This window comes from Sphingomicrobium arenosum (genome assembly GCF_026157085.1).
In the GTDB taxonomy this organism is placed as follows: domain Bacteria; phylum Pseudomonadota; class Alphaproteobacteria; order Sphingomonadales; family Sphingomonadaceae; genus Sphingomicrobium; species Sphingomicrobium arenosum.
Genome location: NZ_JANPVN010000001.1, coordinates 2,009,323 through 2,033,642 on the forward strand (window position 1 = coordinate 2,009,323; position 24,320 = coordinate 2,033,642).

Sequence of the window (24,320 nt, forward strand, 5' to 3'; positions counted from 1 at the left end):
CTCGCTCCCTACCTCCCTTTCATGGCCCGCCCCACCAAAGGACATGCCCCTGAGGGCGGCGACTTTCGTATCCTGCTGCGATTCCTGCCCTGGCTCTGGCCCGACGGCCGCGCCGACCTCAAGACCCGCGTGGTCGTCTCGATCATCCTCGTCATCCTCGGCAAGGCGGTCGTGCTCGCCGTGCCCTTCTTCTACAAGGAGGTCGTCGACCGCATGGCGGGCGACGGCGCGGGCGCGGGCGCGGCGCTCGGTATCATTCTCGGCCTCGTCGCGGCCTATGCGAGCATGCGGCTCCTCGGCACGCTCATCGACAATGTGCGCAACGGTATCTTCGAGCGGGTCGGGCAGGAAGCGGCGCGCGGGCTCGCCTCCAAGCTCTTTCGTCACATTCACCGGCTATCGCTACGCTTCCACCTCGAACGCCGTACCGGCAGCCTCACGCGCCTCGTCGAGCGCGGGACCAAGAGCGTGGACTCCATGCTCTATTTCATCCTGTTCAACATCGCGCCGACCGCGATCGAGCTGATCGGCATCGCCATCATCTTCACGGTCGAGTTCGGCATCGCGCTGACCGCCGCCACCATGGTGATGGTCGTCGCCTATATCTGGTTCACCCGCGTCGTCACCGATTGGCGCAACCAGATCCGCCGCGACATGAATACCGTCGATCAGAAGGCCGCCCAGCGCGCGGTCGACAGCCTGCTCAACTACGAGACGGTCAAATATTTTGGCGCGGAGGAGCGCGAGAGCGCGCGCTATGATGCCGCCGTCGCCAGCTATACCGACGCCGCGGTGAAGAACGAGACCAGCCTCGCCTGGCTCAACGCGGGGCAGGCGGTCATCACCAACCTGATGATGGCGGGCGCGATGGGCTATACCGTCTGGGGGTGGAGCGAGGGACGCTTCACGCCGGGCGACGTCGTCCTCGTCAATTCGCTCCTCATGCAGCTTTATCGCCCGCTCAACATGCTCGGCTGGGTTTATCGCTCGATCAAGCAGGGGCTGATCGACATGGAAGAGATGTTCGGCCTCCTCGACACGCCGGTCGAGATCGAGGACGCGGACGGGGCGCAGGACCTGCGCGTGGGCGCGGGCCATGTCCGCTTCGAAAATGTTCGCTTCGGCTATGGTCCGGATCGCGAGATCCTGAAAGGAATCAGCCTCGATGTGCCCGCCGGCACCAGCCTCGCCGTCGTCGGCCCGTCGGGCGCGGGCAAGTCGACGCTCGCCCGCCTCCTCTATCGTTTTTACGAATCGCAGGGCGGGCGCATTACCATCGACGGCGTGGACATCGCCGCCGTGACGCAGGCAAGCCTGCGCGCCGCCATCGGCATCGTCCCGCAGGACGCGGTGCTGTTCAACGACACCATCGGCTACAACATCGGCTATGGCCGCGAAAATGCCGGCATGGCGGATATCGAGGCGGCGGCGAAAGGCGCCAGCATCGACCGGTTCATCGAGAGCCTGGCGCAAGGTTATGACACCAAGGTCGGCGAACGCGGGTTGAAGCTGTCGGGCGGCGAGAAACAGCGTGTCGCCATCGCCCGCACGCTCCTGAAGGACCCGCCGATCCTGATCCTCGACGAGGCGACGAGCGCCCTCGACAGCGCGACCGAACAGGACATTCAGGCGACTCTCGAGGATGTCATGCAGCGCCGCACCAGCATCATGATCGCCCACCGCCTCTCGACCGTCGTCCATGCTGATCAGATCGTCGTCCTCGACCAAGGCCACATCGCCGAACGCGGCACGCATGAGGAATTACTCAGCTTGGGCGGCCTCTACGCCGACCTCTGGGCGCGGCAGGCACGCGAGCGAGCGTTGGAGAAGGCGGCGGAGTAGACGCTTAGTCGTCCATCCCCAGCGCCGGGATGATATGCTCGCCGATGAAGCGTTGGCGCCAGCGGCTCCACACGCCGCCGTGATAATAATTGCCCCCGGTCATCGCCACCGCCAGCTCCAATTCGGGCACGACGATCAGCAGTTGCCCGCCATTTCCATTGGCCTCGTAGCTGTCGTAGCTGCGATCGCCGACGCGGACCGTGTCGATGCGCCAATGATACCCCTGCCACGCGCGCGAGGTTTCATTGTCGAACTCCTCCTGCGTCATGCCGGTGGTCTCGGGCGAGATCTCGATATGCTTCGTGAAGCTCTCTTCGACCCACGCCGCCGGGATCAGCCGCTGCCCATTCCACGTCCCGCCCGAGGCATAGACGGCCCCGATCTTGAGCAAATCGCGCGGGCGCATGTAGACCCCGCCGCCGAGATAGCCCTCGCCATTGGGCGCCAGTGCCCAGTGATAGGGCCCGAAGTCGAGCGGGCGGGCGATGAGTTGGTCGAACAGGGCGACCACCGGCTTACCGCTGGCGGCGCGCAGACTGGCACCGACGATATCGGCGCTGGCCGAACAATAGGCATAGCGCTCGCCCGGCGCGAACAGCACTGGAAGGCGCGCGGTGTAGCGCCAGTAATTGGGTTCCTGCGTCTGCGTCCACAGCGCCTCTTCGGAGCCGAGCGCGGAATTTTCCGAACAGTCGAGCCCGCTCGAATAGGTCATCAGGTCGCCGAAGCGGATATCGGCCTTGCGCGGATCGTCGAGCGGCTCGCCCATGCCATCGAAAATGTCGACCAGCGTGCGCGTATCGGCATGGATGTCCACGCCCTGCTGCTGCAAGGCGCCGACCATTGCCGAGCCGAACATCTTCGATGCCGAGCGCAGATCATGACGATCCTCGCGGTCATGCCCGTAGAAATATTCCTCGTAGACGAGCTCGCCCTGGTGGGAGACCAGCAAGGAGTGAAGCAGTTGCGGCTGCAGGGAGGTGGGGTCGTAGCCCGCGATCTGCGCCGTCATCGCGCCGAGCGCGGCGCGGTCGAAACCGTGATCGGCGGCATCGGCCACGCGCCACCCGTCGTCCTGCGCAGACGGCGGCGCGTAGGTCGTATCGCTACCCGGCAATCGCGGCAAATAGGCGCTGGCCTCGTCGCGGGCGACCTGCCGGAGCGCGATCGGATGCGCGAAATCGGGATGGGCGAGGCGCAGTGTGCCATCGCCGCCTGGCTCGATCGACAGCGGCCCGGGGTCCTGCCCGGCGATGCTCACCAGCGTGAAACTGCCATCGCCATCGTCATCGACGCGAAAGCCGATCTTGCCGAGCGCATAGCGTTCGGGGTTGCGAATGACCGCGCGCTGGCGGCCATCGTCATCGGTGAAGAAGTCGAGGAAGAGCGTGTAAGGGCGCGACTGGACCGAGAGGTTAGCCTGCCAACTGTCGTCGAACCCCTTGTCGGGGGAGACATGAAAGGGCGTCGCCATCGGTTGGTAGCCAAGCGGTCCGCGCGGCTGCACCCACATGCCCGACAGGCTTCCATCGGGCTCGACGTGCGCATCGACCCGACCGCCATTATCGGCGCGAAAGGACAAGCGGTCGTCGCGATGGTCGAACTGCATCGAGATTCCGCCCTCCTGCGCAAGCCACTCGCCGTCCACGTCGAGGAGCAGAAATTCGCGTTTGTCGGAAAGGGCAGGGATGGTGAACTGCCACAAGCCTTCCGGCTGCGCGGCCACCGCCTGCGCGTTCAAGGCGAGCCCCATCGCCACCGATCCAATCATCATCCGTCCCCTATTCGTTGCGGTGACGGTCTCATCGTCGAGGCACTACCGCAAGGCCGTTCGTCCCGTTTAGCGTGTCGTTCGTAGAAGAGGCGGGTTTCGCGGTGCTAAGGGGCTGCCAAGCCGAGCTCTAGGCGCGGAAGGCGTGCGAATGGGTAGTACAGAGAGCGCCGATATGACGCCTTTCGCAATCCACTTCATAGTGTAACTAGACACCATGAGCCCGGAGATTTTTAACGTTCGAGATGAACGAGGTCGCTTCCTCTGCCCAGCATGCGGATGGCCCGAGTTATTTGACGGGACGTCATACGACAAGCGGGGAGGCGTCATTGGAACTGGCACCTGCGCATGTTGCCTTTGGGAACCTGGGTTCGACGACGACCCAAACGCAAGCGCCGACGCGAAAGCCACGATCATCGCATCGTTGCGCCACTACCGTCGAAATTGGGATGCAGACAATTTTTCATGGGCGCGCTCTGGCGAGCCGCCCGAAAATTGGGACGGCGCTGCCCAAATCGAAAAGTTATTCTCAGTTGCGCCGTTCGTGAAGTAGCATCCCACCTACGCCGCCGCCGTCGTCCAGCCGAGCGCGGGAAGCGTAATGCTCGTCTTGCCGCCCATGTCGGTGCGTTTCACGATGAGTTCGCGCTCCTCGATATAGTCGACGAGGCGGCGTGCGCGCGACAGGCTGGCGGTGCCGTAGATGGCGGCGATCGCATCTTCGCTCGGGCTGGGCGCGCCGTCGCGGGCCGCCTTGGCGATGAGGAGGAAGGGCGCGAGCATGTCGTCGGGCAGGCGCTCCGCGGCCTGCAGCACCTCGCCCCATTCGCCCGCCGGATCCTCGGGAATGCCCGCGCGCGCAGCCGCCATGCGCTGGCCGAAGGCGGACAGGTCGAGCGGCGTCTCGCGCAGCCCCTTCATCCGGCAGCGGACCGAGAAATCCTGATAGGCGATGGCGGTCGAGCGCGGCTTGCCATCTTCTTCATCGACCATCGCGGCGAGGGCCTCGGCGATGATCGGCTCGACATCGGCAGCATCGGGCGCGGGGACGGGCGGCTCGGCCTCGGCGCGGCGCGTGGTCACGGCGGCGGCAAGCTGCTCCATCATCGTCTCGGACGCCAATGGCTTGGGCGCGGCCTTCTCGGGCTTGGGCGGCTCGGGCGCATCCGCTAGGTCGTCGAACAACAGGCTCGCCGCCTCCTCTCCGGTCGCGGTCGGTAGCGGAGTCAGCTGGGGCGTTGCATCCTTCGGCCCCGTCTCGACCGCGCCGATCTTCACCTTCAAGGGCCGCCGCGAGATCGCGGGACCCAATCCGAGGAACTGCCCGCGCTCCAAATCGCGGATCGCTTCCGCCTGCCGCCGCTCCATGCCCAAGAGATCGGCGGCGCGCGCCATGTCGATGTCGAGGAAGGTGCGGCCCATGAGGAAGTTGGAGGCTTCCGCCGCGACATTCTTCGCCAGCTTCGCGAGCCGCTGCGTCGCGATGATCCCCGCCAGCCCGCGCTTGCGGCCCCGGCACATGAGGTTGGTCATCGCGCCGAGCGAGGCGCGGCGCACGTCCTCGGGCACCTCGCCGCCCGCCGTCGGCGCGAACATCTGCGCTTCATCGACGATGACGAGCGCGGGAAACCACATGTCGCGCGGGGCGTCGAACAGCGTGTTGAGGAAATTGGCGGCGCAGCGCATCTGTCCGTCGGCCTCGAGGCCTTCGAGGCTAAGCACCACGCTCAGACGATGCTCGCGAATGCGGATGGCGAGCTTGCCGATCTCGCTTTCCGAATGCGCCGCGCCCTCGATCACGACATGGCCATAGGCCTCGGACAGCGTCGTGAATTCGCCCTCGGGGTCGATGATGACCTGTTGCACCTGCCCCGCGCTCTTCTCGAGGAGGCGCCGCAACAGGTGCGACTTGCCGCTCCCCGAATTGCCCTGGACGAGCAGCCGGGTGGCGAGCAATTCTTCGAGATTGAGGGGAACGGTCGTCCCGTGCGGGTCGACCCCCATGTCGACGGCGATAGGCATTGCCCCACCCTAGCCACAACTGGTTGCAAGCCCCAAGCGAAACCGGCAGGGGTCCCCGCGCATTGTGCATTTCAAACGGGAGTGTGATCGATGATCCTCAAGAGAGTGGCCTTGGACGGCGATTTCCATGTCGGCAGCCAGATGGGGCTCGACGATGTCGAGACGCTGAAGGCCGAAGGCTTCACCATGGTCATCAACAATCGCCCCGATCACGAAGTCGACGACCAGCCGAGCGCCGCCGATCTCGAAACGGCGTGCAAGGCCGCCGGCATGGAATATGCCCATGTGCCGATCAGCCGGGGCATTTCGCCCGCCGACGTCGCCGCCGAATGCGCCGCGATCGAGAAGGCGGGCAGCGCCAAGACCTTCGCCTTCTGCCGCTCGGGCACCCGCTCGACATTGTTGTGGGCGCTGGCGCATCACGAGAAGGGTCGCTCGATCGACGAGCTGAAGGAAAAAGCGTCCGAGGCGGGCTACAGCCTCGATCCGATCAACCACTTGTTGTGACCCGCGCCCGCGCACGCTAGCAAGCCAGGCGTGCGCGATCCTCTCGATATCCTCCACGACACCTTCGGCTTTTCCGCCTTCCGCGGGGTGCAGGAGGCGGTCGTCAATCGTATTCTCGGCGGGAAGGACGCCCTCGGGGTGATGCCGACGGGCGCTGGCAAGTCGCTATGCTACCAGCTGCCAGCGCTCGCCATGGACGGCACCGCCATCGTCATCTCGCCGCTGATCGCGCTGATGGAGGACCAGGTCCGTTCGGCCCGCGCCAACGGCATCGCGGCGGCTGCGCTGACCAGCGCTTCAGCGGACCGCATCGGTACAGAGCGCGCCTTCGAGGCGGGCGAACTCGACCTTCTCTATGTCGCACCCGAACGCGCCACGACCGATCATTTCGGGCGGCTGCTCGAACGCCAGCGCATCAGCCTCGTCGCGGTCGACGAAGCGCATTGCGTGAGCGAATGGGGGCACGACTTCCGGCCCGATTATCGGCTCCTGCGCCCGCTGCTCGATCATCTTGCCGTGCCGCGTCTCGCGCTGACCGCGACCGCCGACAAGCGCACCCGCGCCGACATTCTCCAGCAGCTCGGCATCGAGCCCGAGGGTCTCATCGTCTCGGGCTTCGACCGACCCAATATCCGCTATCATGTCGTGCCGCGCGCCGGTTTGCCTGGACAGGTTCGCAAGCTTCTGGGCGCGCATGAAGGCGCGGGCATCGTCTATTGCCCGAGCCGCGCGAAAACTGAGGCGCTCGCCGCCGACATCCGCGAGGCGGGGCGTCCCGCGGGCGCCTATCACGCCGGGCTCGAACCGCATATCCGCGCCAACAACCAGGATGCCTTCGTCCGGTCCGAAGACATGGTGATGGCCGCGACCATCGCCTTCGGCATGGGCATCGACAAGCCCGACGTGCGCTTCGTCGCCCATGCCGCCACGCCCAAGTCGATCGAGGCTTATTATCAGGAAACCGGGCGCGCGGGGCGCGATGGCGAACCCGCCGAGGCCTGGCTGTTCTGGGGCGCGGAGGATTTCGCGCGCGCCCGCCAGCGGATCGAGGCCGAGGTCGAGCCGCATCGCCAGGGCGCCGAGCGCGAACGGCTCAATACGCTCGCCGCCTTCGTCGAGGCCTCGACCTGTCGCCGCGCCATCCTCCTCAAGCATTTCGGCGAAAATCCGCCCGAGACCTGCGGCAATTGCGACAATTGCCTCGACCCGCCCGAGACCATCGACGTCACCGTCGTGGCGCAGAAACTGCTCTCGGCGGCGTTTCGCACGGGCATGCGCTTCGGTGTCGGTTACCTCAAGCAGGTGCTGGCGGGCGACGATAACGAGAAGGTGCGCACCAACGGGCATCATGCCCTGTCGGTGTTCGGCATCATGGACGCCGCCGAGCTGCGGCTCGTCCAGCCGGTGGCCCGCGCGCTCGTCGCCCGCGATGCACTGCGCGCCGATGCCTATGGTGGCCTGTCCTTCGGTCCCGGCGCCAAGCCGATCCTCAAGGGCGAGCAAAAACTCGAGATTGCCGAGCCGCCCAAGCGCTCGGGCAGCGGTCGCAGCCGCAAAAACGCCGGCGACCATCCCCCCGACCCCGTGTTCGACGCGCTACGCGAATGGCGCCGCGCCGAGGCGAAGGAACAGGGCGTCCCGCCTTATGTGATCTTCCACGACAGCACCCTGCGGCAGGTCGCGGCGATGAAGCCCGACAGCCTGTCGGCGCTCAGCCAGGTCGACGGCGTGGGCGAGAAGAAGCTGGAGCGATACGGGACAAGCCTGCTCGAGGCCCTCTACGCGGCGCTCTAGTCGGCGACGACCTCGGCATCGGGCGACGACTTGAGGATGTCACGCGCCACGGCGAGGTCGCTGTCATCGACCATCAACCGCACCCATGCCAGCCCGGCCCCGCCGAAGACATTGTTGAGGCCGGTGTCGAACACCACCGCCATGATGTCTTCGGCCTCGAGCCGATGGCGGGCGAGGTCGGCCTCGACCTGGGTGGCGTAGCGCGCGACTTCGACGAGACTCACGCCTCGGTGCCGCCGACGGTAATGGCACTGATGAGGCAGCTCGGCTGGCCGACGCCCGCGGGCACCGACTGGCCGCCCTTGCCGCACATGCCGACGCCCTCGTCCAGCGCCATATCGTTGCCGATGCCGGTAACGCGCTGCATCACTGTGGGCCCGTCGCCGATCAGGGTGGCGCCCTTGATCGGATCGCCCAGCTTGCCCTTCTCGACCTTGTAAGCCTCGGTGCAGCCGAACACGAACTTGCCGCTGACGATGTCGACCTGCCCGCCGCCGAAACTCTTGGCATAGATGCCCTTGTCGATGCGTGAGAGCAGTTCTTGCGGATCGTCTTGGCCGCCCAGCATGAACGTATTGGTCATGCGCGGCATGGGGGCGTGGGCGAAGCTTTCGCGGCGCCCGTTGCCGGTCGGCTCGACGCCCATCAGCCGGGCGTTCAAACGGTCCTGCATATAGCCCTTGAGGATGCCGTCCTCGATCAGCACGTTGCGCTGCGTCGGCGTGCCTTCATCGTCGATCGTCAGGCTGCCGCGCCGATCCTCGATATTGCCTTCATCGACCACGGTGACGCCCTTCGATGCCACCCTTTCGCCGATGCGGCCCGAGAAGGTCGACTGGCCCTTGCGGTTGAAATCGCCTTCCAGCCCATGGCCGACCGCTTCGTGCAGCAGCACCCCGCACCAGCCCGAGCCGAGCAGGACCGGCATGTCGCCCGCGGGCGCAGGCACCGAGCGCATGTTCACATCGGCCATGCGCACGGCTTCATCGACGCAGCGCAACCAGGTCGCGCGCTCGAACAGGCGGTCGTAAAGGTAGCGTCCGCCAAGGCCATGGCTGCCGCTCTCGCGCCGCTCGCCATCGGCCATCACGACCGAGACGTTGAGGCGCACGAGCGGGCGGATATCGGTGCCGATGAAACCGTCGGCGCGGACGATCTCGACCAGGCTCCAGCTGCCCGACAGGATCACGCTGACCTGGTCGATGCGCGGATCGCGCGCGCGCGCTTCGGCCTCGATCTCGCCGATCAGCGCGAGTTTCTTCTCGAACGGCACCGCAACGAGCGGATCGGCGTCGGTATAGAGCCGTACGTTGGTGCCGCGCGGCGGCCCGGCGGGTGCCTGCTTGGACGGATCGAGCAGCCGCAGCGTCTCGGCGGCGCGGTCGATCGCCGCCATGCTCAGTTCATTGGCATGGGCGAAACCGGTCATCTCGCCGGTCACCCCGCGCAGGCCGAAGCCCCGGTCGGTCGAATAGTCGGCAGCGCGCAGGCGTCCATCGTCGAACGCCACCATCTCGCTGGCGCGATATTGCAGATAGAGTTCGCCATCGTCGCGGATCGACAGATGCGCGCGCGCGGCGGCCTGCGCATCACTCGGTTCGAACGCGCCTGACGTATAGAGAAAGCCTCGCGGGCCGAGGCTCACGCCGCATCCTCTTGATCGGCCGGGCCGCCCTTGAGGACGAAACGCCGGTCGCAATATTTACACTCGACATAGCCATTGTCGTCGATGTGATAGTAGACGCGCGGATGGCCGAGCGCGGGCGAAATGTCGCCGGCGCCGTCGCAATGGACGCGAAGCGTGTCGACTCGCAGCGTCTCGGGCGGAGGAATGTTGCTCATCCGCCCCAGATAGCGAGGCACCCCGCGCGCATCAATGACCCGGCTCAGCGGAGGCGCGGCGTTTGCGCTCAATGAGCGCGCGGCAGGGGCGTCCCGCGCAGCGTCAGCGCGCCGATGCCGCCATTCTCATCCTCGACAACGCCCCACAGCTGTTGGTCGACGAGGCGCAGGAGCCGTCCGTCGGCAAGCAGCCGCACGGCGAACGGCTCGCCCCCGCTCGCGATCATCGCCAGCCCGCCCTCGTGGCGGACGAGGTCGTAGGTATATTCATCGAGCCGATAGAGCCCCTCGTAGCGCGCCAACGCGGCCTCGCTCCACGACGCCGCCTCCACCTCTTCGCGATAGGGAAGCGGGAGGCCCATTTCCTCAGCCAGCGCATCGGCCAAGGCGCGATAGAGGATCGGCCCGCGCTCGCTATTGGTCAGGATCACCATCCCCGCTTTCGCCTCGGGCCAACCGAACAGGATCGACTTCATGCCGATATTGCTGCCCGAATGGGCAAAGCGCCGCAGTCCGCCTTCGGTGACCACGCCGAAGCCATGGGCGTAGACCGAGCTGTCGTCGGGTGCGGTGAGCAGGAAGTCGGCCATCGCCGGGCTAATCGGTCCGCCGTCCTCGCCTGCCGCGGCGCGGTTCATCGCGATGACGAAGCGCGCCACGTCGCTCGGCGTCGACCACAGCCCCGCCGCCGCCGCCTCGGGTTGACTGCGATGCCCGCCAGCGATGGGCTGGCCGTCGGCGTCATGCGCATTGCTCGCGGCGGTGGCGGGTTCGTTGAACTGCGATGCGCTCATGCCGAGCGGACTGAGCAGCAGCCGGTCCATGACAGCGGCGAACCCTTCGCCCTCGCTTGCCTCGATCGCCTTCTGGACCACGGTGTAGCCGCCGCCCGAATAGCGAAAGCGCCCGCGCGCCTCGGGCTCGACGCGAACCTTCTCGTTGCTCGCGCCATCGACCCCGTCGAGGATCGCGTCGAGCGTCGGAATTTCCTGATCGGGACCATAGCCGGGAAAGCCCGACACGGTGGTCCCACCGCGATGGCTGAGCAGGTCGGCAAGGCTCACGTCCTCGCCATTCTCCAGCGTCCAGTCCCCGAGCAGCGGCTGGACCGGCGCGTCGAGCGCGATGCCTCGCGTGTCTGCCCAGATAGCCGTCCCCGCCGCGCTCACTGCTTTGGATAGGCTGGCGACCTGGAAGCGGGTGTCGGTGGTCATCGGCTGTGCCACCCAACCCTCACCATGCCGCGCCCATCCGAAACTGCGGGCCGCGACGATCTCATTATCCTCGATGATCGCCACCGACACGCCTGGCACCGCCAGTTCGGCCATCAATGCTTCGATGCTGCGCGGCGTTTCTTCCTCGCCGGCGATGATGACGGCAGGTTGCAGCTGCTCGGCAGCGCGGTCGATCGCATTCGGCATGGCCTGCGTCGTCGCGGCCTGCAGCCCGGCCAATGCCATCAGCGTCACGTACATTGCCCGTCCCCTTAATGCTCCGCCCAGCCGTACCAAGCGGGCGGCGCAGCGCCAGTCCGCCGGTCGATCCCAGCTGTCGCTCGTCGAGCGCGGCTATTGCTTGGGCAGCACGGTGCTCCCCGCCGACAGGCCGGTGACGGTCCCGTCCTCGCCGCGCACGATGTCGACCAGCTGGTCGCTTTCGGGCAAATAGAGCCGGTCTTCCTCGATCAGGATCCCCGGCGCGGTCTCGCCCTCGGGATCGGTCAACAGGAGGCCGTCGCCATCCACGCTGAAGCGGAAAATGCGCTCGCCCAGCTTGTAACCGCCCGCCACCGCGCCGAGCGTTTCGGGGGTCGCTTCGGCGCGCACCAGCCGTTCCTGCTCGTAGCCCGGCCAGCCCATCTCCAGGCCGACCGCACGGGCAAGCGCATCGAACAACGTCCAGCCGCGATCGCCGTTGGTCATGATGACGACCCCTTCGCCGCGCTCGGGATAGGAGACCATCAGCGCCTTGTAGCCTGCGTTCGAGCCCGTATGCGAAAAGCGCAGCGCATCGCCCTCGCCCTCGATGCCGAAGCCGAGCGCGTAATTCGCGCCCTCGGCGGGCGGCGCGATGAGCATGCGCGCGCCTTCGGGGCTTACCGGTGCGCCCGTCTCGCCCGCCAGCGAACGGTTCATCGTGATGAGAAAGCGTGCCATGTCGCTCGGCGTCGTCCACAGGCTCGCCGCCGCCGTCTCGGGATAGAGATGGTAGCCATCGGCGATCGGCCGCCCATTTTCGTCATGCGCGAGCGCCAGCGTCGAGCGAGGCCCGCGCGGCGGCATGTCGAAGCTCGAATGGTCCATGCCGAGCGGCATCAAAACCATCCGCGCCATCACGTCCTCGAAGGACTGGCGTTCCGCTTCCTCGACCAGCAGCTGCGCGACGGTATAGCCGCCGCCCGAATAGCTATAGTCGCCCGGCGTCTTGTCGATGCGCACCACGGGGCTGTTGCCCTCGCCTTTCAGCACGCCGAGCGTATCGGGCATGGCGGCCGCGTCGGCATAGCCTTCGAAGCCCGGCACGCTGGTCCCCGCGCGATGCGACAACAACGTGCGCAAGGTGGCGGGCGCATATTCGCCTTCGTCGAGCTGCCATCCTTCGAGCCGCGCATTGACCGGCTGGTCGAGATCGACCTCGCCGGCCTCGGCCAGCGCCATCACGCCATAAGCGGCCACCGACTTGGACAGGCTGGCGGCCTGGAAGCGCGTGTCGAGATGTGCCGGCACCCGGCCCGCCGGGTCGGCCCAGCCGAAGCTGCGTGCGGCGATGATCTCATTGTCGTCGAAGAGCGCGATGGAGACGGCGGGCACGTTGAGCTCGGCCATCATCTCGTAGATGTCCCGCAGCGGCGGCTCGTCACCGACGACCACGCGCTGTGGGGCGATCGCCTCGATGGCGCGGTCGATGGGGGTCGGCTCGATCGGCGCGCTGGAGATCAGCGCGGCGGACAGGATGGACAGCATAGGTAATTCCCCTCGCGGACACTGCGTGTATCGCCCGTGTAGGACAGCAAAGGGATTGGCGCAACGGCGCGCATGTCGCTAAGGCGCAAGGCATGAGCACTGCCCCCGCGATCCGCATCGACCGCCTGTCCAAGACCTATGCCGGCGGCAAACGTGCGCTCGACGATGTCAGCTTCGAAGTGCCGCAGGGCCAGATCTTCGGGCTGCTGGGCCCGAATGGCGCGGGCAAGTCGACGCTCATCAACATTCTCGCGGGGCTCGTCACCAAGACGAGCGGGACCGCCGAAATCTGGGGCTTCGACATCGACGCCGACCATCGCAGCGCCAAGCGCTCGATCGGGATCGTGCCGCAGGAAATCCTGTTCGACCCCTTTTTCACCCCCGCCGAGGCGCTCGAAATCCAGGCCGGCCTCTACGGCATTCCCAAGGCCGAGCGTCGCACCGCCGAATTGCTCGAGGCGGTGGCGCTGACCGACAAGGCCGATGCCTATGCGCGCACTTTGTCGGGCGGCATGAAACGCCGCCTGCTGGTCGCCAAGGCCATGGTCCATTCGCCCCCCATCCTCGTCCTCGACGAACCCACGGCGGGCGTCGACATCGACCTTCGCCAGCAGCTGTGGGACTATGTCCGAGAGCTCCACGCACGGGGCGTGACGGTGGTGCTGACCACCCATTATCTCGAGGAAGCCGAGGAACTGTGCGACCGCATCGCCATCATCAATCACGGCAAGCTCGTCACCAACGAGCCGACCCGCGAGCTCCTCGCCCGGGCACAGGAAAAGCAGGTCGTCGTCACCTTCGACCGCGCGGTGGCAGGGTTGCCCGCCGACGATCGCTTCGAGAAGATCGAGCGGATCGGCGAGACCGAGGTCGCCATCTCCTATTCGAAGGACAAGGTGAATGCGGGCGAGGTGCTGCGCCTTCTCGCCCGTGAGGGCTATGACATCGTCGATGTACGCACCCGCGAACCTGACCTCGAGGATGTGTTCCTCAGCCTGACGAGAGGCAGCGCTGCATGAGCCATCAAGAGTTCGACATCCTCGTCATCGGTACCGGCGCGGCAGGGCTGACTGCCGCCCTCAATCTCGCCGAGCGGTTCAAGGTCGGGGTGCTCGCCAAGGGCAAGCTCGGCGGGGGGGCGACCGAATGGGCGCAGGGCGGGATCGCCGCCGTGCTCGAGGACGAAGACAGTTTCGAGAACCATATCCGCGACACGATGATCGCGGGGGCGGGGCTGAACGACCGCGAGGTCGTCGAGATGGTCGTCCAGCGCGCGCCGGCGGCAATCGAGAAACTCGCCAAGCTGGGCGTTCCCTTCAATCTCGACACCGACGGCGACTGGCACCTGACGCGCGAGGGCGGGCACAGCCATCGCCGCATCGTCCACGTCCATGACGCCACCGGCTGGGCGGTCGCACAGGCGCTCGAGAAGGCGGCGGTGAGCAACGCCAACATCACGTTGCTACCGAACCGCGTGGCGATCGACTTCGTCCAAGGTCGCCACGGTACCGAATATTCCACCAGCGGCGCGGTCCACGGCGTCTATGCACTCAATCGCGAGAGCGGCGATGTCGAAACGCTGACCGCGCGCGCCACCGTGCTGGCGACCGGCGGGGCGGGGCGGGCCTATCAATTCTCGACCGCGCCGCGCGGCGCCACCGGCGACGGCATCGCCATGGCGTGGCGTAGCGGTTGCCGCGTGTCGAACATGGAATTCATGCAATTCCACCCGACCTGCCTTTATAATCTCGAGGTGAAGAACTTCCTCATCACCGAGGCGGTGCGCGGCGAGGGCGGTTACCTGCTCCACCCGCAGACGGGCGAGCGCTTCATGGCCAATTACGACGAGCGGCTCGAACTGGCGCCACGCGACATCGTCGCCCGCGCCATCGACGCCGAGATCAAGCGCGACGGCCTCGACTATGTCCATCTCGACATCTCGCACCGCGGCGAGGCGTTCGTGAAGGAGCATTTCCCGACCATCTACGACAAGCTGATCGGGCTCGGCATCGACATCACGAAGCAGCCCATCCCCGTCGTGCCCGCCCAGCATTACACCTGCGGCGGGGTCGTCGTGGACATGGACGGGCGCACCGACGCCCCCGGCCTCTATGCAGCGGGCGAGGTCACCCAGTCGGGGCTCCACGGCGCCAATCGCCTCGCCAGCAACAGCCTCCTCGAATGCTTCGTCTTCGGCGATGCCGCGGCCGAACATATCAAGGCGCATTGGGACGCGCTGCCCCAGCCCATCGCCGTGCGCGCCTGGGACGAAAGCCGTGTTACCGACAGCGACGAGGAAGTCGTCATCCAGCAGGTTTGGGGCGAAATCCGCCGCTTCATGTGGAATTTCGTCGGCATCGTGCGCACCACCAAGCGGCTCGAACGCGCCAAGGCCCGTATCGACCTGCTGCGGCAGGAGGTCGACGATTATTACAAGAATTTCCGCGTGACTCCGGATCTCATCGAATTGCGCAGCCTCGTCGAGGTCGCCGATTTGATCGTGCGCTGCGCGCTGGCCCGCCACGAAAGCCGCGGGCTCCACTACACGCTCGATTATCCTGAAACGGCCGAGGTCGCGAAGGATACGGTGCTGGCGCCATGAAGCTGCAATGCGACACCTGCCCCGTGCGTGACAGCGCCGCTTGCGCCTCGCTCTCCATCGAGGAGCGCGACGAGTTGGCGCGGATCGGGTCGCATCGTCATTTGAAGCGCGGCGAGGTGCTGTTTCATGCGGGCGACGAAGCCGATGTCTGCGCGACCTTGAACATCGGGCTCCTGAAGATTTCGCACCTCGATGCCGAGGGCAACGAGCGCATCTTGAGCCTTGTCCACCCGGCGGGCTTCGTCGGCGAGATGTTCGCGCCGGTCGAAAATCACGACGTTGTCGCGCTGACCGACAGCCGCCTGTGCCTGTTCGACCGGCGCGAATATGAAAAGGCGATCGAGCGTTTCCCCGCGCTCGCCCGCGCGCTGCTGCGGCGCTCGGCCGCCGATTTGTTCGAGGCGCGCGCGCAGATCGCATTGGATGCCAAGAAGGGCGCGGGCGCGAAGATCGCCAACCTGCTGCGCTCGCTCGCCCGCGCGGCGAGTGGCTCGCCCTGTCACTCGGCGGGCGAATTCGACCTGCCGCTGACCCGCGGCGAGATGGCGGGCCTCTTGGGCCTCACCATCGAGACCGTCTCGCGCCAACTCACGAAAATGGAAAAGAGCGACATCATCGCCCGCACGGGCACGCGCGGGATCCGTATCACGGACCCCGCGCGGCTCGCGGACCTGGCCGAATAGCCGGGAGGCTAGACCAAGGCGGCGATACTCACCGCGGCGATGCCCCAGCCGACGATGAGGATGGGGAGGATGAGAACCTGCGCCACCGCATCGCCGCCCGAGCTCTTGCCGGTTTCGGTGGCGATGCCCTTGGCGAGCAGCGTGTCGAGACGCATCGCGCGGCTCGAGCGTTCGGGGGCGATCTTGGTCCAGGCCATCGGCACCGCGAAGGCGGCGACGACGAACAGGAAGAAGATCGCCATCGGCAGCACCATTTCGGGATGCGGGAAGCCGACCCCCATGATGCCGAGATAGAGAAGGAAGGCGCCGAAATACATGGCGTGTAGCGCGGCGGGCAGGCCAAAGCTGCGATCCTCCACATCGGTGCGAATGTTGCGCAGCTCAGGCGCGGCGACGCGCTCGGCACTGGCGATAACTTGGGCTTCGGTAAGCGGCTTGGACATTGGGCATCTCCTTTTGGATGCCCTCCTTTTGACGGCCGATTGACGCGGTCGCCTTGATCGCGATCAAAGCTCAGGCAGGAATCCGGAACGGTACCGTTTCATGCCCGCCGACCTCGCCGACGCAGCGCGCGCCCGACCAGATTTCGGCGCGCCGCCCGCGCCGCACCCTGTTGGCATAGTCGATTGCCTCGAGCACGTCGCCGCCGGGCAGCGTCTCGGCATCGACCACCTTGCTCTGTTCGAAATAGAGGATGGAAAAACGGGGCATGACAAAACCTTACGCGTCGGAACCAGAATCGTAAGACGCGCGGCGTGGTTAATGGGTCCGCGCCGCCGCCTCGGTTCGTCGCATCTCCGCCGACGCCCGTCGTTAAGCGCCCCAATTCTCCTTCGCGCCTTCATCATCAGTCCGCTCGCAATGGTCGCCTTCGTCTTCCCCACGGACGAGATCGAGGTTGCGCAGCAGCGGCGGCATGGTGATCCCTTGCACGAAGATCGAGAAAGCGACGACGAGGAAGGCTGCCGAGATGATCGCCGCGCGCTCGGGCACGCTTTCGGGGATCGACAGCGCCAGCGCGAGGCTCAGGGCGCCGCGGAGCCCGCCCCAGAAGAGAATGTGCTTGTAGCGCCACGGGATCGCGAGTTTCGATCTGGTCCATGCATAGGTGACCGGGTAGATCGCCACCGCGCGTCCGGCGAGTTGGAGGACGACTGCGATGGCGGCAATGGGAATGGCGGCCAGCAGGGTCGGCGAGGCCTCGCCATCGCCGATGAGGATGAACACGAAGCTGTTGGCGAGGAAGGCGGCATAGTCCCAGAAACTGAGGACCGCGCCGCGCCCTTCGTCGCTGATCGAGCCGAGCCAGCCGACATTGCCGACCATGATGCCAGCAGCGACACAGGCGAGTACGCCCGACATGCCGAAATGTTCGGCCGCGAGGAAGCTGCCATAGGCCGCGAGCACGGTCAGCGAGATTTCGACGAGCTTGTCCTCGGTCCGCCCCGCGACCAACAACAGCCCACCCGACACGACGAGCCCGATGACGATGCCGCCGCCTGCGATGCGGACAAGGTCCCAAGCCGCACCGCCCACCGACAGCGCTTCAAAGCTGCCCACCGCCGCCACGCCGAGCAGCAGCGCGAACAGCACAGCGGCGACGCCGTCATTGAGCAGGCTCTCGCTCTCGACTAGCAGATGGAGCCGGTGGTCGACCTTGTTTTCCTTGAAGGTGGCAATGACGCTGACCGGGTCGGTCGCGGCGATGAGGACGCCGAAGAACATCGCGCCGAGCCAGCCCCAGCCGACCAGATAATGCATCCCAGCCGCGACCAGCGCGGCTGCGGCCACGACGCCGACGGTAACGAGGCTCAGGAGCAGCGGCAGTTCCTTGCGCAAATTCTTCCACGGGATCTGGATCGCCGCTTCGAACAGGAGCGGCGGCAGCAGAAGCTCGAACACCAGCGTCGGGGTCAGTTCGAGATCGACCCCGATAGGCGTCAGTGCAATGCCGAAGCCCGCGATCACCAGCCCGACCGAATAGGGCAGCCCGATGCGCCGCGTCGCGATCGCCACCAGCGTGGCGACGAAGATCACCAACCCCAGCGTGGTGAAATCGACCGGCGGCGCGTCTTGCGCGGCCCCGGCGGCGAGGATCATCGAAGGCAGGCTCATCGCTTCCCTATCGCCCGGTCAATTCGGCATGGCAACCGGCGGCAAGGCTGCTAGAAGCGCTTCACCATGGCCAAACAGCCCCATCTCTATCTCGTCGACGGCTCGAGCTATATCTTTCGCGCCTATCACGTTCTGCCGCCGATCACGAACAAGGCGGGCACCCCCGCCGGCGCGGTTTATGGCTATACCGCGATGCTGTGGAAGCTCGCCGATGGGTTGAACAAGGAAGACGGGCCGAGCCATCTCGCGGTGATCTTCGATGCCTCGGGCAAGACCCACCGCGACGAATTGTTCGAGGAATATAAGGCCAACCGCCCGCCCGCGCCCGAGGACCTCGTCCCGCAATTTCCGCTGACGCGGGAAGCGACCCGCGCCTTTTCCATCCCCTGCATCGAGGAAGAGGGGCTGGAGGCCGACGACATCATCGCCTGCTATGCCCGCGCCGCCGCCGACGAGGGCTGGCGCGTCACCATCGTGTCGTCCGACAAGGATCTGATGCAGCTGATCGAGACGCGCGATAATGGCGCGGACATCGATATGCTCGACACGATGAAGGACAAGCGCATCCGCCGCGAGGACGTCATCGAGAAATTCGGCGTGCCGCCCGAGAAGGTCGGCGATCTCCTCGCCATGATGGGCGACAAGGTCGACAATGTGCCCGGCGTCCCCGGCGTCGGCCCCAAGACCGCCGCGCAATTGCTCGAGCAATATGGCGATCTCCAGACGATCCTCGATAGCCTCGACGAGATCACCAAGCCGGCTCTGAAGCGCAATCTCACCGAACATCGCGACGCCGCGCTGCTGTCGCGCGAATTGGTCGAGCTCGTTTGCGACCGCCCGCTGCCGCAGACGCTGGAGAGCCTGAAGCTCGACGGCATCCCCGCCGAGCCCTTGCGCGCCTTCCTCGAGGAACAGGGCTTCAAGCGGTTGCTCGACCGCATGGGCGGCGGGTCGAAGAGCGAGGCCGAGCGCGGTAAGGCGGGCGAGACCGGCATGGCGAGCGCCGACCCCGGCCCCGCCGCGCCCCCCGAGCCCGAAAAGATCAGCGTCGACCGCTCGAAGTATGAGACCGTCACCGAGCGAAGCGACCTCGAGCGCTGGATTCTCGCCGCGCGCCACGTCGGTCATGTCGCTGTAGATACCGAGACCGACTGCCTCGACTGCGTCACCGGCAATCTCGTCGGCATCAGCCTTGCGGTCGGCCCCGACGTCGCCTGCTACATCCCTCTGGATCATGGCGGCACCGACCTGCTCGGCGAGCGCCCCGAACAGCTCGGCAAGGCCGCAGTGCTGGCCGCGCTGAAGCCGCTGCTAGAGGACGAGGCGGTGCTCAAGGTCGGCCACAACCTCAAATATGACCTCGCCATGTTCAGCCGCGAGGGCATTGCGATGGCGCCCTATGACGACACGCTCGTCATGAGCTTCAACTTGGATGCCGGGCGCAGCCTCGCGGGGCACGGTATGGACACGCTGGCCAAGCAGCATTTCGAGCATCAGTGCATCGCCTTCAAGGACGTGTGCGGGACCGGCAAGAAGCAGATCAGCTTTGCCGAGGTGCCGCTGGACAAGGCGACCGAATATGCCGCCGAGGACGCCGATATCGCGCTGCGCCTGTGGCAGCGCCTCAAACCTCGGATGGCGCCCGAACGCGCCGCCACCGTCTACCAACGCGTCGATCGCCCGATGCCCGCCGTCCTGTCGCGGATGGAACTGCGCGGCATCAAGGTCGACCGCGCCGCGCTGGCCAGCCTGTCGAAACAGTTCGCCGAGGACATGGCCGCGCTGGAAGCCGAAATCTACGCCGCCGCCGGCGAGGAATTCACCATCGGATCGCCCCAGCAGCTCGGCAACATCCTGTTCGAGAAGTTGGGCGCCAAGGGCGGGCGCAAGGGCAAGTCGGGCAATTATTCGACCGACCAGAGCGAACTCGAACGGCTCGCGGGCGAGGGCTTCGAGGTCGCCACCAAGGTGCTCGAATGGCGGCAGCTGTCGAAATTGAAATCGACCTATACCGACGCGCTGCAGGAACAGATCAACGCCAAGACGGGCCGCGTCCACACGAGCTACAGCCTCGCGGGCGCCCAGACCGGGCGCCTGTCGTCGAACGACCCCAACCTCCAGAACATCCCTATTCGCACCCCCATCGGCGCCAAGATCCGCGACTGCTTCGTCGCCGAGGAGGGCCACAGCCTCTTGAGCGCCGACTATAGCCAGATCGAGCTCCGCCTCGCCGCGCATATGGCCGACGTGCCCCAGCTGAAGGACGCCTTCCAGCAGGGACAGGACATTCACGATCGCACCGCGACCGAATTGTTCGGCGAGGTGACGAAGGAAACCCGCGGAAAAGCGAAGACCGTCAACTTCGCCATCCTCTACGGAATTTCCGCCTTCGGCCTGTCGAACCGTCTCGACATCTCGCGCGAGGAAGCCAAGGCGATCATCGACACCTATTTCCAGCGCTTCCCCGGCATCCAGAACTATATCGCGCGCACCATCGCCGAGGTGAAGGAAACGGGTTTCACCACCACGCTGTTCGGTCGCAAGACGCATTTTCCGAACATCAATTCGAAGATGCAGAACGTGCGATCGGGCGCCGAACGCGCCGCCGTCAACGCCCCCATCCAGGGAACCAGCGCCGATCTCATCAAACGGGCGATGGCACGGATGGACGCAGCGCTGGCCGACGCCGGTCTCGATGACGTGAAGATGCTCCTCCAGGTGCATGACGAACTCCTCTTCGAAGTCCCCAAGGGCAAGGAAGAGGCCGCCGCGGCGGTGATCCGCCCGGTAATGGAGCAGGCCGCCGCGCCCATGCTGTCGATCGACGTGCCGCTCGAGGTCGAGATCGGCTGGGGCGACAATTGGGGCATGGCACATTGATCGGCCGCGGAGGAAGAAACACGTGAGCACCCCCAAGGCCGATGGCGGCAAGGGCGACCTCGCCGCGTTGGCGCGTGGCGGCCGCATCAATTTCATCGGCTTCCTCTTGCGCCTGTTGGGCCGCATCCCCTTCCTCTTCATCGCCGGGCGCTTCTATGGCGCCGAGGCGCTGGGGCGCTTCGCCTTCGCGCTGATCGTCGTCGAATTCGCCGCCCAGCTGTCGACTCTGGGCCTCAAGCGCGGGCTCGCCCAGCAGCTCAGCAAGTCGCCCGAGGAAGCGCATAACAATGTCGCTTGGGATGCGCTTATGGTGGCCTTCGCGGGCTCGCTGGTCGCCATGGCGATCCTCTTCATCTTCCCCTGGATGATGTTTCCGGGCAGCGAGGTGCGCGGGCTGGAACGCCTTCTTCCCATCACGGTCCTCGCGCTCGCCTGGACCGAGATCGCGCTTGCCGCCTGCAACTATCGCCACGACGTCAAGGTCACGGTGCGTAGCCGCGCCATCGTCGAGCCATGGATCCTGTCGATCGTCGCGGCGGTCTGGATTTCCATCTCGACCGACGACGGCCTCATCATCGCTTATGTGTTCTCGATGGTCGGGGCGTTCGTGACCGCCATGCATGCGTTCATCAGGGCGTACGGTCTACCGCTGAACTGGTCGCCGCATATCCGCGAACTTGGCCGCATGGCGCTGCAGAACCTGCCCGTCGCCGCCGCCGATGCGACCGAATGGATGACCCGCCGCCTCGATCTCATCGTGCTCGGCTTCTTCTTCTCGCCGACCATCTACGGCATCTATTATGCCGCGCAGGCGCTGGCCTCGCTGCCGGGCCGCCTCAAGACCAGCTTCGAGCCGATCATGGGCCCTGTGATCAGCCAGAATATCGAGGCGGGCAACATGACCGCCGTCGGCCAGCAGGTGCGCCAGGTCGGCTTCTGGATCATCGCCGCGCAGGCCGGCATCGGCCTTGCGCTCGGCATCCCCGCCATGGCCGTCCTCAACCTCGTCGGCGAGGAATTCGGCTCGGGCTATATCATCCTCGCCGTCCTGCTCGCCGCCGAGGTCATCGCCGCGATGGCCGCGGTCAGCGACGCCGCGCTCATCTATCTGGCGCGCCATCGCAACATGATCATCGGCTTCATCATGCTGGGGATCGAGGCGGCGACCGGCGCGGCCGCCATCCTCATCCTGCGCTCCTTGGGCTATCCACCCGAAATACAGGCCGCGGGTGCTGCCGCCGGGCTCGCCATCGCCTTCGGCTTTGCTGCAGTCGCCAAAGCTTGGCTCCTCTCGGGCATCGTCAACACCAGCGTGTCGGGCTGGCGCTGGCCGCTCGTCTGGGCGGCGGTGGCCACTGTCCCGCTCGGTCTCATGATCGGCCGCCTGCCCGACTGGGCGCAGCTCACCATGGGCGCGCCGACCATTCTCCTCATCTTCGGCATCGTCGTCTGGCGCTGGGGCTTCGGGCCGGAGGATCGCGAGCTGTTCAAGATGAGAAAGGGCGAAGCGAGCAGCGCCGAATTGCCCGCGCCCGGTTCGACGGGCGATACGCCGAGCTAGGCGCTAGCGAAATGGTTGGCGGATAGCGGCGCGGGGCGGCCCGCGACGTCGGTCCTGTCGCGCTAAAGCACGCAGGCCGTCCGCCTTTCGCTGTCTCTCGACAAAAGCGCGCGTTGCTCGCGCAACGCCGCGCTTCTGCTCGGCAGCTCAATGTCGAAAGTGTCGCATCCCGGTGAAGACCATCGCCAGCCCGGCCTCGTCGGCCGCCGCGATGACTTCGGCGTCGCGGATCGAACCGCCCGGCTGGATCACTGCCGTCGCGCCCGCTTCCGCCGCCGAGATCAGCCCGTCGGCAAAGGGAAAGAAGGCATCGGACGCCACCGCGCTGCCGATCGTGCGCGGATCGTCGAAGCCGTGCGTTTCCGCCGCCTCGCGCGCCTTGATCGCCGCGATGCGCGCCGAATCGCGCCGGTTCATCTGCCCCGCGCCGATCCCCGCCGTCGCCCCGTCCTTGGCATAGACGATGGCGTTGGACTTCACATGCTTAGCCACCGTCCAGGCGAACAGACAGTCCTTCAGCTCCTGCTCGCTCGGCTGGCGCTTGGTCACGACCTTGAGATCGTCTTTGCTGATCATGCCATTGTCGCGGTCCTGTATCAGGAGGCCGCCCGCGATTGGCTTGAACATCTGCCCGGGGCGCGCCGGATCGGGAAGGTCGCCGGTAAGCAGCAGGCGCAGATTCTTCTTCTTGGCGAAGACAGCCTTGGCCGCATCGTCGGCATCGGGCGCGACGACGACTTCGGTGAAAATGTCGGTGATGGCGCGCGCGGTGGCTTCGTCGAGCGGGCGGTTGACCGCGACGATCCCGCCGAAAGCGCTGACGCTGTCGCACTGCAGGGCGTCGGTCCAGGCGGTGAGCAGATCATCCGCCTGCGCGACCCCGCAAGGGTTGGCATGCTTGACGATCACGCAGGCCGGCGGCCCGTCGCGAAATTCGGCGATCAGCTCATAGGCTGCATCGGCATCGTTGAGATTGTTGTAGCTGAGCGCCTTGCCCTGGACCTGCTCGGCCCCCGCCAACCCCGGACGCACCGCCTGCGGGATATAGAGCGCCGCCTTCTGGTGCGGGTTCTCGCCATAGCGCAGCTCGTCGGCCTTGGTCATCGCGATGGAGCGCGTCTCGGGATAGGCCTGGCCGAGGTCGGCAAAGGCGAACCAGCTCGAGATCGCCGCGTCATAGCTCGCGGTCAGCGCATAGGCCTTGTGCGCGAGCATGGTGCGGAATTCCTGCGTGAGCCCGCCATGGCCCGACAGTTCGCCGATCACCGCGTCATAGTCGGCCGGATCGGTGACGACTGCGACACTCGCATGGTTCTTGGCCGCCGAGCGCACCATGGCGGGGCCGCCGATGTCGATATTCTCGATGATCGTCTCGCGGTCCGCGCCCGAGGCCACCGTCTTCTCGAACGGATAGAGGTTGATCACCACCATATCGATCGGCCCGATGTCATGCGCGTCCATCGCGCCCAGATGCTCTTCCTTGTCGCGCCGCGCGAGGATGCCGCCATGCACCTTGGGGTGAAGCGTCTTCACGCGCCCGTCCATCATCTCGGGAAAGCCGGTGAGGTCGGCGACGTCCTTCACCTCGAGCCCCATGTCGCGCATCGCCTTGGCCGTACCGCCGGTCGAGACGAGCTCGGCACCATGCGCCGCCAGCGCACGCGCCAACGGCTCCAACCCCTCCTTGTCCGATAATGAAATAAGCGCGCGGCGGATGGGGGTGTGGGTAGCCATGATG

19 protein-coding genes are annotated in these 24,320 nt (G+C 66.1%); 8 read left to right on the plus strand and 11 right to left on the minus strand.

Annotated elements, in window-relative coordinates:
* The first annotated feature begins 21 nt into the window (after positions 1–21).
* A complete protein-coding gene (locus tag NUW51_RS10085) occupies positions 22–1,842 on the plus strand; it encodes an ABCB family ABC transporter ATP-binding protein/permease (RefSeq protein ID WP_265587390.1) in 1,821 nt (606 codons plus the stop codon).
* Between the two features lie 4 nt (positions 1,843–1,846).
* Here NUW51_RS10085 and NUW51_RS10090 read toward each other — a convergent pair whose 3' ends face one another.
* Both NUW51_RS10090 and NUW51_RS10095 read right to left on the minus strand, forming a co-directional pair.
* Positions 1,847–3,616 carry a serine hydrolase domain-containing protein gene (locus NUW51_RS10090; protein WP_265587391.1) on the minus strand — a complete coding sequence of 590 codons (1,770 nt, stop codon included), beginning with the start codon at positions 3,614–3,616 and terminating at the stop codon, positions 1,847–1,849.
* A 558-nt stretch (positions 3,617–4,174) separates the two neighbouring features.
* Positions 4,175–5,635 (minus strand): ATP-binding protein, encoded by a 1,461-nt coding sequence (locus NUW51_RS10095; RefSeq protein WP_265587392.1) that lies wholly within the window; start codon positions 5,633–5,635, stop codon positions 4,175–4,177.
* A 90-nt stretch (positions 5,636–5,725) separates the two neighbouring features.
* Between NUW51_RS10095 and NUW51_RS10100 the strand changes: the two genes are divergently transcribed.
* Together NUW51_RS10100 and recQ are read left to right on the plus strand one after the other, a co-directional pair.
* Positions 5,726–6,142: a TIGR01244 family sulfur transferase gene (locus NUW51_RS10100; protein ID WP_265587393.1), complete on the plus strand. Its 417-nt coding sequence runs from the start codon at positions 5,726–5,728 to the stop codon at positions 6,140–6,142.
* 30 nt (positions 6,143–6,172) lie between these two features.
* A complete protein-coding gene (gene recQ / locus NUW51_RS10105) occupies positions 6,173–7,936 on the plus strand; it encodes a DNA helicase RecQ (protein ID WP_265587394.1) in 1,764 nt (587 codons plus the stop codon).
* Here the strand turns inward: recQ and NUW51_RS10110 are convergent.
* From NUW51_RS10110 to NUW51_RS10130, 5 genes are all read right to left on the minus strand, one after another.
* Complete coding sequence (locus tag NUW51_RS10110; RefSeq protein WP_265587395.1) at positions 7,933–8,160, minus strand: putative signal transducing protein; 228 nt, start codon at positions 8,158–8,160, stop codon at positions 7,933–7,935. The genes recQ and NUW51_RS10110 overlap by 4 nt on opposite strands.
* On the minus strand, positions 8,157–9,581 hold the full coding sequence (gene tldD, locus NUW51_RS10115) for a metalloprotease TldD (RefSeq protein WP_265587396.1): 1,425 nt from the start codon (positions 9,579–9,581) through the stop codon (positions 8,157–8,159). Before tldD ends, NUW51_RS10110 begins: the two co-directional genes overlap by 4 nt.
* Positions 9,578–9,778, minus strand: coding sequence for a zinc-finger domain-containing protein (locus NUW51_RS10120; RefSeq protein ID WP_265587397.1), 201 nt, complete (start codon positions 9,776–9,778; stop codon positions 9,578–9,580). The genes tldD and NUW51_RS10120 overlap by 4 nt, the downstream gene beginning before the upstream one ends.
* A 68-nt stretch (positions 9,779–9,846) precedes the next feature.
* A complete protein-coding gene (locus tag NUW51_RS10125; RefSeq protein WP_265587398.1) occupies positions 9,847–11,253 on the minus strand; it encodes a serine hydrolase domain-containing protein in 1,407 nt (468 codons plus the stop codon).
* 93 nt (positions 11,254–11,346) lie between these two features.
* On the minus strand, positions 11,347–12,741 hold the full coding sequence (locus tag NUW51_RS10130) for a serine hydrolase domain-containing protein (protein ID WP_265587399.1): 1,395 nt from the start codon (positions 12,739–12,741) through the stop codon (positions 11,347–11,349).
* A gap of 92 nt (positions 12,742–12,833) precedes the next feature.
* Between NUW51_RS10130 and NUW51_RS10135 the strand changes: the two genes are divergently transcribed.
* The 3 genes from NUW51_RS10135 to NUW51_RS10145 are packed head-to-tail and all read left to right on the plus strand — an operon-like array spanning position 12,834 to position 16,026.
* Positions 12,834–13,760 (plus strand): ABC transporter ATP-binding protein, encoded by a 927-nt coding sequence (locus NUW51_RS10135; RefSeq protein ID WP_265587400.1) that lies wholly within the window; start codon positions 12,834–12,836, stop codon positions 13,758–13,760.
* A complete protein-coding gene (nadB, locus tag NUW51_RS10140) occupies positions 13,757–15,343 on the plus strand; it encodes an L-aspartate oxidase (protein WP_265587401.1) in 1,587 nt (528 codons plus the stop codon). Before NUW51_RS10135 ends, nadB begins: the two co-directional genes overlap by 4 nt.
* Entirely contained in the window at positions 15,340–16,026 is a 687-nt protein-coding gene (locus tag NUW51_RS10145; protein WP_265587402.1) for a Crp/Fnr family transcriptional regulator, read from the plus strand. Before nadB ends, NUW51_RS10145 begins: the two co-directional genes overlap by 4 nt.
* Before the next feature lie 8 nt (positions 16,027–16,034).
* On the opposite strand, the gene NUW51_RS10150 is transcribed toward NUW51_RS10145, so the two are convergent.
* The 3 genes from NUW51_RS10150 to NUW51_RS10160 all read right to left on the minus strand — a co-directional run bounded on the left by NUW51_RS10150 (position 16,035) and on the right by NUW51_RS10160 (position 18,141).
* Complete coding sequence (locus NUW51_RS10150; RefSeq protein ID WP_265587403.1) at positions 16,035–16,469, minus strand: hypothetical protein; 435 nt, start codon at positions 16,467–16,469, stop codon at positions 16,035–16,037.
* A gap of 70 nt (positions 16,470–16,539) precedes the next feature.
* Entirely contained in the window at positions 16,540–16,737 is a 198-nt protein-coding gene (locus tag NUW51_RS10155; RefSeq protein ID WP_265587404.1) for a hypothetical protein, read from the minus strand.
* A gap of 102 nt (positions 16,738–16,839) precedes the next feature.
* Entirely contained in the window at positions 16,840–18,141 is a 1,302-nt protein-coding gene (locus NUW51_RS10160; RefSeq protein ID WP_265587405.1) for a cation:proton antiporter, read from the minus strand.
* 66 nt (positions 18,142–18,207) lie between these two features.
* On the opposite strand from NUW51_RS10160, the gene polA reads away from it, so the two are divergent.
* Positions 18,208–21,021, plus strand: a complete 2,814-nt coding sequence (polA, locus tag NUW51_RS10165; RefSeq protein WP_265587406.1) for a DNA polymerase I — start codon at positions 18,208–18,210, stop codon at positions 21,019–21,021.
* A 22-nt stretch (positions 21,022–21,043) separates the two neighbouring features.
* Positions 21,044–22,582, plus strand: a complete 1,539-nt coding sequence (locus NUW51_RS10170; protein WP_265587407.1) for a lipopolysaccharide biosynthesis protein — start codon at positions 21,044–21,046, stop codon at positions 22,580–22,582.
* 147 nt (positions 22,583–22,729) lie between these two features.
* Here the strand turns inward: NUW51_RS10170 and purH are convergent, their stop codons facing one another.
* The gene (purH, locus tag NUW51_RS10175; protein ID WP_265587408.1) at positions 22,730–24,316 is read right to left on the minus strand and encodes a bifunctional phosphoribosylaminoimidazolecarboxamide formyltransferase/IMP cyclohydrolase; all 1,587 of its coding nucleotides are present in this window, start codon (positions 24,314–24,316) and stop codon (positions 22,730–22,732) included.
* Positions 24,317–24,320 lie beyond the last annotated feature (4 nt).